At 62.1% G+C, this 12,191-nt stretch carries 13 protein-coding genes and 1 tRNA gene; 6 read left to right on the top strand and 8 right to left on the bottom strand.

Going from position 1 to position 12,191, the window contains the following annotated elements; all coding sequences use genetic code 11:
- Nucleotides 1–81: 81 nt before the first annotated feature.
- The 3 genes from VMR03_RS00520 to VMR03_RS00510 are packed head-to-tail and all read right to left on the bottom strand — an operon-like array spanning nucleotide 82 to nucleotide 2,310.
- The gene (locus VMR03_RS00520; RefSeq protein ID WP_325401203.1) at nucleotides 82–429 is read right to left on the bottom strand and encodes a YdbL family protein; all 348 of its coding nucleotides are present in this window, start codon (nucleotides 427–429) and stop codon (nucleotides 82–84) included.
- A 10-nt stretch (nucleotides 430–439) separates the two neighbouring features.
- Entirely contained in the window at nucleotides 440–637 is a 198-nt protein-coding gene (locus VMR03_RS00515; protein ID WP_325401201.1) for a YnbE family lipoprotein, read from the bottom strand.
- Nucleotides 638–660: 23 nt separating this feature from the next.
- Nucleotides 661–2,310, bottom strand: coding sequence for a YdbH domain-containing protein (locus VMR03_RS00510; RefSeq protein ID WP_325401199.1), 1,650 nt, complete (start codon nucleotides 2,308–2,310; stop codon nucleotides 661–663).
- Between the two features lie 166 nt (nucleotides 2,311–2,476).
- Between VMR03_RS00510 and VMR03_RS00505 the strand changes: the two genes are divergently transcribed.
- Nucleotides 2,477–3,088 (top strand): DUF1134 domain-containing protein, encoded by a 612-nt coding sequence (locus tag VMR03_RS00505; RefSeq protein ID WP_325401197.1) that lies wholly within the window; start codon nucleotides 2,477–2,479, stop codon nucleotides 3,086–3,088.
- Between the two features lie 113 nt (nucleotides 3,089–3,201).
- Nucleotides 3,202–4,014, top strand: a complete 813-nt coding sequence (locus VMR03_RS00500; RefSeq protein ID WP_325401195.1) for a hypothetical protein — start codon at nucleotides 3,202–3,204, stop codon at nucleotides 4,012–4,014.
- Nucleotides 4,015–4,069: 55 nt separating this feature from the next.
- On the opposite strand, the gene VMR03_RS00495 is transcribed toward VMR03_RS00500, so the two are convergent.
- Both VMR03_RS00495 and VMR03_RS00490 read right to left on the bottom strand, forming a co-directional pair.
- The gene (locus tag VMR03_RS00495; protein ID WP_325401193.1) at nucleotides 4,070–5,158 is read right to left on the bottom strand and encodes an alginate O-acetyltransferase AlgX-related protein; all 1,089 of its coding nucleotides are present in this window, start codon (nucleotides 5,156–5,158) and stop codon (nucleotides 4,070–4,072) included.
- A 2-nt stretch (nucleotides 5,159–5,160) separates the two neighbouring features.
- Nucleotides 5,161–6,582, bottom strand: coding sequence for an MBOAT family O-acyltransferase (locus VMR03_RS00490; RefSeq protein WP_325401191.1), 1,422 nt, complete (start codon nucleotides 6,580–6,582; stop codon nucleotides 5,161–5,163).
- A gap of 136 nt (nucleotides 6,583–6,718) precedes the next feature.
- Between VMR03_RS00490 and VMR03_RS00485 the strand changes: the two genes are divergently transcribed.
- The 3 genes from VMR03_RS00485 (at nucleotide 6,719) to glsA (ending at nucleotide 9,183) form a co-directional block, all read left to right on the top strand.
- Nucleotides 6,719–7,606 carry a DUF72 domain-containing protein gene (locus VMR03_RS00485; protein WP_325401189.1) on the top strand — a complete coding sequence of 296 codons (888 nt, stop codon included), beginning with the start codon at nucleotides 6,719–6,721 and terminating at the stop codon, nucleotides 7,604–7,606.
- A 171-nt stretch (nucleotides 7,607–7,777) separates the two neighbouring features.
- Entirely contained in the window at nucleotides 7,778–8,002 is a 225-nt protein-coding gene (locus VMR03_RS00480; RefSeq protein WP_325401187.1) for a hypothetical protein, read from the top strand.
- A gap of 188 nt (nucleotides 8,003–8,190) precedes the next feature.
- A complete protein-coding gene (glsA, locus tag VMR03_RS00475) occupies nucleotides 8,191–9,183 on the top strand; it encodes a glutaminase A (RefSeq protein ID WP_325401185.1) in 993 nt (330 codons plus the stop codon).
- A gap of 4 nt (nucleotides 9,184–9,187) precedes the next feature.
- On the opposite strand, the gene corA is transcribed toward glsA, so the two are convergent.
- Both corA and VMR03_RS00465 read right to left on the bottom strand, forming a co-directional pair.
- A complete protein-coding gene (corA, locus tag VMR03_RS00470; protein ID WP_325401183.1) occupies nucleotides 9,188–10,192 on the bottom strand; it encodes a magnesium/cobalt transporter CorA in 1,005 nt (334 codons plus the stop codon).
- A gap of 48 nt (nucleotides 10,193–10,240) precedes the next feature.
- Nucleotides 10,241–11,269: a glutathione S-transferase N-terminal domain-containing protein gene (locus VMR03_RS00465; RefSeq protein ID WP_325401181.1), complete on the bottom strand. Its 1,029-nt coding sequence runs from the start codon at nucleotides 11,267–11,269 to the stop codon at nucleotides 10,241–10,243.
- Nucleotides 11,270–11,403: 134 nt separating this feature from the next.
- On the opposite strand from VMR03_RS00465, the gene VMR03_RS00460 reads away from it, so the two are divergent.
- The gene (locus VMR03_RS00460; protein WP_325401179.1) at nucleotides 11,404–12,027 is read left to right on the top strand and encodes a hypothetical protein; all 624 of its coding nucleotides are present in this window, start codon (nucleotides 11,404–11,406) and stop codon (nucleotides 12,025–12,027) included.
- A gap of 57 nt (nucleotides 12,028–12,084) precedes the next feature.
- Here VMR03_RS00460 and VMR03_RS00455 read toward each other — a convergent pair.
- Nucleotides 12,085–12,160 (bottom strand) — tRNA-Glu (locus VMR03_RS00455).
- Between the last annotated feature and the right edge of the window lie 31 nt (nucleotides 12,161–12,191).

Below are 12,191 nucleotides of genomic sequence, written 5' to 3'. Positions count from 1 at the left end.
GGCGGCGGCAAGGCTATGCCGCCAAGGGAGCAAGCGCCATGCCAGTGAAAAACCGGCGGCTTCGTATCGGAACGGAACAGATCAGGGCTTCTTGACCCAGTTTCCGGACGCATCCTGAACAATCTGTCCCGAAGGTGTCTTTGCGATGAGCTTGGCGGCGGCAAGTTTTTCGACCGCGGCCAGTGTTGCACCGGGTGTCTGCGACACAACCTTCTGGTAGGCGCCGCGGCGGCGCAAATTGATGTCGTCGACCAGGCGTTTCAGATCGGCCGGCGGATTCGCCGCGACGACGCCGACATAGCCGTCCTGCCGTTCGCCGACGAGGCCTTCTGCCTTTGCACCATCGAGATCGATCGCAAGGGCGGGCATCGCCAGTCCCAGAGCGCAGACGACCGAAAGAAGGGCGAGAAACGATTTGAAGGGGCGCATGATTTTTCTTTCAGAAGAGATCGGGGTTCTTGGCCAGCACATCGTCGAGTTCACGGTCCACCTTGACGCGGACCTCCTGCTCGATCTTGACGTTGAGGTTGATCTCGATCGGCTTGTCCGGCGCCTCGATCTTGACCGTGGGGTTGCAGGCCGCCGCCCCTAGCAGGACCATCCCGATCAGCCCATGCGCAAGGCACCGTCCGTTCATCGATCTCGATCCAGCAAATCCTTTCATGGGGTCTCTTTCTTCTGCGGCGCCACCTTCTGCGGCGCAACTTCGCTGCGGATCAGTTCCATCGGCCGCAGCCCGACCGTACCACGCCTTATCAGGTCCGCAAGCGAGCCCTGAAGATTGACGTTGAGGACAATGGGATAGCCATTGTAGAGCGCGGGATTTGCGCCCTTGAGCCGCAGTCGGAACTGCAGGTCGCCGTTGACGTTGCCATCGAGTGTGCCGACGAGCTCCGTGTAATGAAAGTCCTTGAGCGCGTCCGTGAGAAGCTTCGTTTGCTCGCTGCCTGTCGCCGCTTCCGCCGCCGCGCTCTTGTAAACGATCACACCGCCTTCCATCGCGGCGAGGTTGCCGCCTTCGACGATCGGATTGCCGTTCTCGATTCTTACCGGCACCTTACCGCTCAGGGTTCCGCTGCCCGAAAGGCCGGGCACATCGACGAGTGCTAGAAGCGCGGCGACTTCGACATTCTCCGCCGTCAACTCGAAACGATCGGAAGACGACGATGTCGAGGCAAGCGTCAGCTTACCGTCGGCGAAAGGCCAGGTCGCATCGACGAGGTGGGGGACTCCGGTCTTGCCGATGTCGAACGTGACGCGGCCATCCTTGAGCGGAAATCCCGCCTGGACGAGACCGACGGAAAGTGTCTGCGGTCCCCTCGTACGCGGCGGCATCAGACTGGCCAGTTTCACTGGCCCCGTGAGCCCGCCGATTTTCGCCGTATAGGCTTCAAAGCCGATGCCGGTGAGGACGACTTCGCCGGAGCTTCCCATTTGTCCGGCCGAAACCGTGAAATCCGCCCGATAAGTCAGCTTGCCGCCGACATTGGTTGCCAAGCCTTTCAGCACCGGCAGTACGGTTTGCGGTTCGAGCTTTCCAGGTGCGAAGACGAGCGCGCCGGAGACGCGCGCCGCGCCTTTCGCCGCCGCAAGATCGTAATCGCCCGAGATCTTCGCCAGTTCGACGCCGGTGCTGCCCGGCGCGGTGCTTCGCGCCGTCGCGCCGAGCGTCAGGCGCTGGCCATCGAGATCGGCGCGGCCCGTGAAATCGACCGGCTGAAAGCGGATCGACGCAGAGCGATCGAAAAGGCGTAAGGCCGGCACGGAAATTGCGATCGGCGCCGTGGCGCCGGCTTTCGAAATATCGAGTTGGCCTTCGATCGCAAACGGACCCTGCGGCGTTGCAATCTCGATACGGGCTCCATCGATATGAATGTCCGGCAACGCACCGGCCGCGCCGCCGGTGCCGCCCTGTTCAAGCAGGCTGCTCGCGGCACCGAGCGAGAGACCGCGATCGTCGATCCGCGCGCGGACGCGAAGTCCGGACACCTCGATCGACTGCACACGGCCCGACAGGAGTTCCCCGAACCGGTACATGATCGAAATCCGGTCCGCCTCGACATCCGGGCCGGGCTCCGCTCCGTTCGCCGAAGGGCCGATGGCGAGATCGCCGACTTCGATGCTCCTCAGACCCAGAAGCGACACGTGAAACGACACCGGTGCGATTCCGCGCGCCGCCAGCGCATTGGCAATCGCCCGCTCGGCGAGCCCTATCCTCGTCTGCCAGAGAATGCCGGCGCCGACGAGCAGCACCGCGACGAGGCCGAGGCCCGCCAGCAGCAGCCGTCTGCGGATGTTTTTATTCGCCATAACGTTTCAAAGGCGACTTTTGGGCTCGCCGTCTTTCAAGCCTCATCCCTGCCATATTCATCCCTGCCTTATGGTGTCGCGGCGACTCGCCCTGCCCAGCAGGCAGGCTAAACTAGAAACATGGGAATCAGGCCATTTTCAGGGCCGGCACAGAGGATTGACGACGATGACGGACGCGGCCCACGGATTGCGCACAGCCCTCGCCACGGGGATTGCCCTTTTCCTGTCGATGACCGCCCCCGCCCTTGCCGCCGAAACCAATCAGGAAGCACCGGCGGTCCGTAGCCATTCAAACGACACCTACAGCGAGCAGGAAATCGTTCGCGAGGCGGGCAGCGTCTTCGGTAGCACCGCCCAGGGCATGGCCGATGCGGTCCATAGCGTCTTCCAGAAATACGGCGAGCCAAACGGATATATCAAGGGCGAGGAAGCCAGCGGTGCAATCGTGGTCGGGCTGCGTTACGGCTCAGGCACCCTCGTCAAAAAGAATGGCGGCACCGCCAAGGTTTTCTGGCAGGGCCCCAGCGCCGGCTGGGATTTCGGCGGCAATGCCGTGAAGGTCTTCACCCTCGTTTATAACCTCCCCGATGCGCAGACGATCTATCAGCGTTTTCCGGGCGTCGAGGGAAGCGCTTATCTCATAGGCGGCATCGGCGTGAACTATCAGCAGCGCGGCAATGTCATCCTCGCCCCCATGAGGTCGGGCGTCGGCCTACGTCTCGGCGCTTCTGTCGGTTACCTTAAATACACCAAGAGCCGTGAATGGTTGCCGTTCTGACGCAGTTCGGCCGCAACCGTCCGTGCCGCGTGTTTCAACGGTAGAACGGGACTTTTTTTTCTGGCAGGGTTGAAACCGTCCTGCCAAGCCGCTCGAATTCCTGAGAGGAGCCTATGGTCGAAAGCCTTATGCTGATCGCGCTCGGCTTTCTGACCGCGACGCTCTTTGCCATCATTGCCATCCAGTTCGTCTGGCGCCGGGCCGTCGCAGTCACCACCGCACGGCTCAACGCGGAATTCAATGTCGAGGAAGCGACGCGGGCAACCGACAAGATCGCCTCGCTCGAGGCGATGCTCGAAGACAAGCGGCACGAGGTCGCCGAACTCGCCTCCGGCAATGCGGCCTTCGCCGCTCGCAACGCCGATCTCGAGCAGTCCGTGTTGCGCGCAAGCGAGGAAGCCGCAAACCTGCGCCGGCAGATTTCCGACCTCGAAGCGCAATGCGAAACCGCGCACGCCGAGACCGAACGGAATGCTCAATCGCTGGCGGCGCTTCAATCCCATGCCGACGCGATACAGGCCCGTATCGGGGTCCTCGAACAGGCCGCATCGACGGAGATCGCCCGTCAGGCGCAAGTACAGCAGCAACTGAAAACAATCGGCGAAAAAGCGGCACGCCTTGTCTATGAGATGAACGAGGCCTTCGGCCAGGCGGCCGATACCGTCGGCCTGCAGGCCGCCGTCGCGGCGCCGCTTGCACCGTCAGCGTCGCCTGACATCGTCGAGCCGGCCGCGATCTCGCTGACGCCTTTCCCGGCCGACCGGGCCGACGGCGCCTTCGAGGAGCTCAATGCGATCAAGGCTTCGCTCTCCTCGAGTTTCGGCGAGGCCGGGCCAGGCGACGATGAGGACGACGGCCGCCCGCTGCCGAGCGAACACGTGCTGGCCGAACGCATCAAGGCGCTTGAGGCGGGCGTCGCCTCCTAGCCCCTCCAGAAAAACGGAAAACAGATTTCCATCCGGAGCTGCTCAAACACGCAACTCAGGGCTGGTTGACGGGCACCCGTCCCGGCGCACATAGCGCAAGACGTTCGGTCGGCGCCAGGATCAGCAGATCCGGCTTGTAGCGTTCGATCACGGACCAGTCGAAACCGCATTGCTCGTGATGCATCCATACGACTTTTGCCGCGTGCTCCATGAGGAGCGCCTCGCGTTTGTATGTAAAGGAATCGCCGAGCACCATCACAGTCGCCCCCGGACCGGCGGCAGGATCGCGCACGGTGACGGTCGCCGGCATGGCGGGTCGATCGACGATGACCTCGCTCGTCGAACGGATGGAGCCTCCCTTCAGGGTGTAGATCATCTGCAGGTCGGTGACGTCGTCCCGCACGCCGAGCATCCGCGCAAGATCTCCGCCTCTCGGCAATGGAAATGGCCGCAGGTCGATTTGCGTGGTGTCGATCGCCCAATCCGAATATCCCGCCTGTCGCAGGATTTCGTTAAAGGCCAGTAGCGCGCCCAGATTGTTCCAGTGCGTATCCGTCTGCATGTAGATTTCACGGTGCTTCTGCTCATCGCGCAACAGCGGCCGAAGATCGGCGAAGGGAACGCCCCGCTCCTTCAACGCGTCGCGCAGCACGTCGTACTCGGTCTTTACGTCTCCGACCTTCGCCCATGAAGGCAGCGTGTCGCGGTTGATGCTTTGGCTGTTGGGCGGGACCGCCATGACGAAGCGCCCGCCGCGTACTTCTTGTTCTCTCTCCAGCCTTAGCGCGATATCGGCCAATTGCTCGACCAGTTTCACGCGCATGCGCTGGCCCATGGATTGCTGAAACACGGCGTCGTCGGTCAGATAGAGCCAGTTTCCCGCGCCGTAAGCGACGCTCAGCGTCGTCGGCGAGCGCAGCAGATAACGCAGGCGTGCGTTCACATGCAAAAAGCTTTCGCGCAATCCGAAGTTCTGTTCGAGATAGGCGTTGGCCCGAGCCTGGATCCGGGCCGCAGCGTTGCCGGTTCCGCGCGGTTCCGGAGTTGCGGATTGCGTTTGCAAGAGGCCGACGAACATCGGTACGAACAGGAACGGCGCCATGATCATCGTCCATATCCGCCGGTGCTTTGCGATCATGCCCATGCTCAGAACCTGAAATAGAGGAAGGGGCTATATGTGCCCGAGCCGATCGAGAGCACGGAGAAGACGATCAGCGCCGTCATGAAAGCCAAATCCGGCAGGCTTCGATGCCGCCACCATCGCGCGACCGCATTCTGCCGTGGCGGTGTCCCGTTCGAACGCGGCAGCAATGACAGCGCCCAACCGACAACGAGCGCGGCCAAGGTCGTCGGGTAGAGCGCCAGATGCACACGGACATCCATGGGGCCGATCCCGTGCATCCCGACAAGGCCGGCGAACATGTTCAGAGCATGCGGCAGATCGACAGCGCGAAACCAGACCCAGCCGAGCATCGTCGCAATGAGTGCATAGGCCCATGCGAGCTTGTCCGGCACCCGTTTCAGCCAGCGGCCCAGACCCGCCCGTTCGATCACCAACAGACATCCGTGATAGGCGCCCCAGATAACGAAGTTCCAGCTCGCGCCGTGCCAGAGCCCGCAGAGCAGAAAGATCGTGACGAGATTGCGATAGGTCTGGAAGGCCGAACCGCGATTGCCGCCGAGCGGAATATAGAGATAGTCGCGGAACCAGGTGGACAGACTCATATGCCAGCGCCGCCAGAATTCGGTAATCGAGCGCGAGGTGTAGGGCAGCCTGAAGTTGCGCGGAAAGGTGAAACCGAACGCGACGGCAAAACCTATCGCCATGTTCGAATAGCCGGCGAAATCGAAATAGATCTGGATCGTATAGGCGGACACGCCCACCCAGGCTTCAATCAGCGTCGGACGCATGACCTGATCGAAGACCGCATCGGCGATCCGGGCCACTTCGTCGGCAATCAACACCTTCTGCGCGAGACCGATGACGAAGATGCGGGCGCCCATGCCCGCCCGCCCCCATGTGGTCCGGCGCCGGTCGATCTGGCGCGCCACCGTCTTGTAACGGATGATCGGTCCCGCCACGAGCTGCGGAAACATCGAGATATAGAGAGCGATATTGTCGAGCCGCCTCGCCGGCTGCGCGCTGCCGCGATGCACGTCGATGAGGTAGGAAATCGAGTGAAATGTGAAGAAGGAAATGCCGAGCGGCAGCTCGACCACAGGCACGGGCACCGACTTGCCGAAAAGCGCAAGCACCTGATTGACGTTGATGAGCGCGAAATCGGCATACTTGAAGACGCCGAGAAGCAGCAGATTGGCGGTTACCGCCGCGCCGGTGACCCAGCGCCGCCGGTTCGGTTCCGCCGCCGCGATCGCCAGCGCCGCTCGCCAATTGACGACAACCGAGCCCAGCATGACGAGCACGAACCACGGTTCGCCCCAAGCGTAAAACACCACCGAAAAGACGAGAAGCACGACGTTCCGCGCACGCGTCGACCGCCAGATGTAATAAAGGGGCAGGAAGAGCGGCAGGAAATAAAAGAGGAACGGAATGGAGGAGAAGACCATGATTTCTTGTTCGTCGATTCTCGAGGCGGAGACGGTCGGGTCTTTTACCACGGTTGTCAAATAGCCCATCGCCGGAAAGGCTTCACGAGGGCGAAACCATTGCGCCGCGCCGCCGTTTCAGTTCGTGGAGGACAACATGGCAGACCGCGGAAAAATCAGAATCGGAATTTCCGGCTGGACCTACAAGCCCTGGCGCGGTGTCTTTTATCCGGAGGACCTGTCCCAGAAGGACGAGCTTGCCTTCGCTTCCCGAGCCTTCCCGACGATCGAGATCAACGGCACCTTCTATTCGCTTCAGCGCAGCGAGAGCTTCGCCAAATGGGCCGCCGCAACCCCGGAAGATTTCGTCTTTGCCGTCAAGGCGCCGCGCTATATCACGCACATCAGACGGCTGAAGAATATCGAGAAGCCGCTCGCGAACTTTCTCGCCTCCGGTCTTCTGCGGCTCGGACCCAAGCTCGGGCCGATCCTCTGGCAGTTCCCGCCCAGCTTCCGCTTCGATGCCGAAAGGATCGAGAATTTTTTCAAACTCCTTCCGCGCGACACGGAAGCGGCGGCAAAGATCGCACGACGGCATGACGGCGCCCTCAGGGGCCGGGCATGGCTCAGGACCGACAGGAAACGCGCCCTGCGCCACGCGATGGAGATACGGCATGAAAGTTTCCGTTCTCCGGATTTCATCCGCCTGCTACGCAGATACCGCGTCGCTCTCGTTTGCGCCGATACGGTCGAATGGCCGCGCCTCATGGATGTGACGTCGGATTTCGTCTATTGCCGCCTGCATGGTTCCCGGCAGCTTTATGCGTCCGGCTACGGCAAGAGAGCGATCGACACATGGGCGGAGCGGGCGGTTGCCTGGGCGGATGGGCACGAACCCGCAGACGCCGAGCGCGTCATGGATCGCAACGGGCCGAAGAGAAGGCGCCGCGACGTCTTCGTCTATTTCGACAATGACATGAAGGTAAGGGCACCTCGAGATGCCAAAGCGCTTATCGGGAGAGTCGAGAAAATAGCTCCAGGTTAAAATCAGCTACTCACAGTCACCCGATGGGCGCGCCATGCCATGACAGCGTCGGCCATTGCCAGGACTTTCGTCTTCGGCCTGGCAGTCACGGATTGCGACTGCCAGATTTTGGATTCGACGGGCGCCGGGAATTGCTCCTAGAGTGAATTCTCCGAAACCGGATTGGCGGCCATGAGCACACCCGACAGAATTGGTCTGGTCTATCTCCCCTGCACAAAATGCGGCGAGCAGACCGAATTTCAGTTCGGCGATCTCGCTGGAACAGAAACTCTCGACTGCACGCATTGCGGCTCAGCACTCGACCGCGCCCTTCTCGGCCGGATCAGAATCGCTCTTCGTACGGATTATGTTCGCCGTCAGCGGCGGGCCGTATCGGGATTGAAGACCGCGATCTGAACGACAGCCGGACCGCGTTTGCTCTTCTGGCGCTCCTCCTCCCCAGCCCTTTCCAACCTGGCGCGATCCTTGCGGTGGCGGGGAAAGTGCAATCGGCGCCGGGCGTATTACGCCGGGAGGCGCCGACGATTGCGCGATATTTGAGCATATGCCCAAGGAGCGGGCATGGAATACAGGTGGAAGAAGGTATGATGTCGTCTCAAAGCGTCCCGAGCGCATCGCCGCATGAGTTCGACAGACTTCTCGAAAGCATTCATTCCGCGCATCGCGACAATCGCGCCGGCGCCCTCGCCGACTATATTCCCGAACTCGCCAAGGCATCGCCGGACGATTTCGGCCTCGCGATCGCGACCGTCGGAGGACGGCTGCATATTGCGGGCGACGCGGAGGTGCCTTTCACCATTCAGTCCATTTCCAAGGCCTTCACCTTCTGCCTTGCCCTGGAGCTTACAGGCCGCGACACCGTCCTTACGAGGGTGGGCGTCGAACCCAGCGGCGACGCGTTCAACGCCATCATCTTCGACGCGGTCGGCAAAAAGCCTTTCAACCCGATGGTCAATGCCGGTGCGATCACGATTGCCGGGCTGCTTTGCGAAACGCTCGGCGCCAGCGCTTTCGATTTCGTTCTCGATCGCTTCTCGCAGGCGGCTGGCAGGCCGCTCACTCTCGATGAAACCGTCTATCGCTCCGAGGCGGAGACGGGCCACCGAAACCGGGCGATCGCACATCTCCTCCTCGCCAACGACGTTCTGAAGGTTTCGCCGGACGAGGCGCTCGATCTCTATTTCCGTCAATGCTCGATCCGCGTCACCGCCAGCGATCTCGCGCGCATGGGCGCGACGCTCGCCAACATGGGCGAAAATCCCGTCACGGGGCGCGCCGCCTTCGAGTTGCGCGCGGTCCGCAATACGCTCGCCGTCATGTTCACCTGCGGCATGTACGACTACGCCGGCAACTGGGCCTACGACATCGGCGTACCCGCCAAGAGCGGCGTCGGAGGCGGCATTCTCGGCGTCGTCAACCGCCAGCTCGGCATCGCGACCTATTCGCCGCGTCTCGATGCGCGGGGAAATTCCGTCCGCGGGATCGCCAGTTTCGAGATGCTGGGCGAAGAGCTGGGGCTCCATGCTTTCGATTGCACGAATATGGGCTCGTCCTTCGTCAGCACACTGATCCGCTGACGAGTCAGAGCCAACCGGCCTTGCGGAACCGGAAATACAAATAGCCGCAGACGCCCGCCATCGCGCCGAGAACGACATAATAGCCGTAGGCCCATTTGAGTTCGGGCATATGCTCGAAATTCATGCCGTAGATGCCGGCAATGGCCGTCGGAATGGCGAGGATCGCCGCCCAGCCGGCGAGTTTCTTCGTCACCTCGTTCTGGCTCGCCGCGGAAATCATCACCGCCGCCTCGTAAGCCGAGGAAAGCGACTCCCGTAGACTGTCGATCGACTCGTTCACCTGCGTAATGTGGTCGTGCACGTCGCGGTAATAGGGGTGGATTTCCCGATCGATCATCGGCAGTTCATAACGTTCGAGCCTGTTGCAGAGTTCAAGCATCGGCGTGACGCGACGTCGGAACGTCGTCAGTTCGCGGCGAAGCTCGTAGATGCGGTCGATCTCCCCGCTCGTGAAGCTGTGCGCGACGATGTGGCATTCGATCTCGTTCACCTCCTCGACGATCTGGTCGATCACCGGGAAATACTGGTCGGCGACGAAGTCGAGAATGGCGTAGAGCACGTAGTCCTCGCCATGCGCGAGCAGCCTCGGTTCGCGCTCGCAGCGCTTGCGGACCTCCGTGTAGGAGTTCGACGCGCCGTGCCGGACCGAGATGACGTAGCCCTTGCCGACAAAGATATGCGTCTCGCCATAGACGATCTCCTGATGCTGCAACTGGGCGGTTCGCAGCACGACGAAGATGGCATCGCCATAGACGTCGATCTTCGGACGTTGATGCGCGCGATGCGCGTCCTCGATGGCGAGGGGATGAAGGCCGAACTCTCGTTCGAGATGCTGGAGCATCTCCTCGCAAGGCTCGTGCAGGCCTATCCAGAGAAAACCGCCATCCTCCATCGCCGCGAGTTTCGCATCGGCAAGCTTCATGTCGGCGATGCGTTTGCCGCCGCGATAGAGACCGCAGGCGACGACCATCGGCCGGCCGTATTCGTTGACGAGCGACTCAAAATCCATGGGATGCGCCTCTTCGATTCCGGCGCAACCATAGCATCGCGGGCGAAATTACGCCGCCGCGAAGAGCGCCTCGCAGCCCGTGCCGTCGAGAAGAGTATCCACCGCTTTCCGGTCGGCCGGCGTCAGCGTGGCCCGCTTCTCCCGCAGCCATTGCAGGCACTTGCCCTGATAGGGAAAGGGTTGCTGCACCCAGGGCCGGCCGTCGATTTCGGTCTCGACCGTCTCCTTGTCCGCCGTCAATGCCGCCGCATTGGCGAGCAGCGCCGGCGCATAGACGCGGCCCACCTCCTTCAGCAGCGCCACCATGGTCGCGGGCACCGCGCCTCTCGTCATCCACTCCCCCGGCTCTAGGCCGGAGCAGTCCTCCATCACGTCGACCCAGGCGAAGACGCGCGGTGCGCGATTGAGCGTCTCCTCCATCGGTGTCGGGTCGAAATGCGTGAGCTGCGTCAGTTGCCCGTAGACGCCGAAATCCGACGCGCCGGGCCGGTCACCCATCAGAAAGGGACACGTTTCGAGATGCGCCTTGAAGGCGTCGAGGAAGCGTTTGTAGCTCGCTTCAATCACCGGCGCCGTGGTGTCGTTCGAGCCGACGACATAGAGGCGCGAGATCTGACGTTCGGCGATATAGTCGCCCATTTTCAGCGCCTGTTCTTCCGGCGCCGTCAGCCGGTGCCAGCGCGGCAGGATCGCCGCCGCCCGGTCGATGTCGGGCTTGTAGTACCAGCGATAATGGAACATCGCCTTGGTCAGCCACTCGTCGGCATAGTCCTCGAGGAGGTAGTCGAGGAATTCGATGACCGGATCGTCCGGAATGACGCTGCGACCCCTAAACTCTTTTTCGAAGCGGCGGATCAGCGGCGTCGAGTCGACCGCGGCCTCATAATCTCCCTCGCCTTCCTTCAGATAAAAAGTCGGCAGCAAGGATACCTTCGGCTTCGGCAGACCGCGCCTGTCCGGCTCGTCGCCCTGCAGGAAGCCATAGGGAATCTGCCGGTAACGCAACAGAGCCAGCATCTTGCGCGTATAGGGCGAGCCCGGCGCGCCGCGCAGCAGCAATGGAGTGCTCAGGCTCATGGTTTCCTCCCTTGGCCCTTGTAATGACATTATCAGTGTCATTTTATTTGCCGCCGGTCAACCGCTCCGCCATACTGCCGGGACGTGGACGGGAGGAGACCGGTCGCGTCGCTAACCTCGGGGAGGGTATACGGATGATCATGCTCGAATGCTGGCTGCCGGCGCTGGCGGCTTACGCTCTTTTCCTGGCCTGGTACCAGAACTGGCGCGGCCCGCTCAGCCGCGCGGAGGTCGATGCCTTCATGGCCGAGGCCGAGGCCCAGGACGCCGGCAAGAACAACGACCTCGATATCGTCCGCGCCTTTCTCGAAAAAGACGACGGCCGCGAATTCGTGATGCTCAATCTGGTGCGCGTCGCGCCGGGGCTGGTGCCGGATCCCGAGACGGGAACGCCCACACAAGGCCGCGTCCTGATGAACCGCTATTCCACGCCCTTTATCAAGCGGCTCATCCTGCGCGGCGGTCATCCCGCCATCGTCGCGCGCAAGGTCGGCGGCTATGTCGACGCCTGGCATGTCGCGCCCGATCCCGGCTGGACGATCATGGGATACATGCGCTACCGCAGCCGCCGCGACATGGCGAAACTCGCCTTCGACCCGCGCTTCCGCGACATCCACAAGTTCAAGATTGCCGGTACCGCCGAAACCTTCTCCTTCCCGACGCAGCCGATGCTGACACTCTTCGTCGGTCCGCGCGTCTGGGTGCCGCTGACGCTCGCGCTGATGGCGGCGCTCGCCAATCTCGCAGTGATCGCTTGAACGAGGGAAGAGGAAGAACGCGTGGCCGGATCGACGCGATCGACGGCCTGGCGCGATTGGTATCCCCAAGGGGAGTCGAACCCCTGTTTTCGCCGTGAGAGGGCGACGTCCTGGGCCACTAGACGATGGGGACGTGACCAGTTCGGGCGCCTCGTATAGGACGC

This window comes from Parvibaculum sp. (genome assembly GCF_035511255.1).
Lineage (GTDB): Bacteria > Pseudomonadota > Alphaproteobacteria > Parvibaculales > Parvibaculaceae > Parvibaculum.
This window is presented reverse-complemented; position numbering and strand designations above follow the sequence as displayed.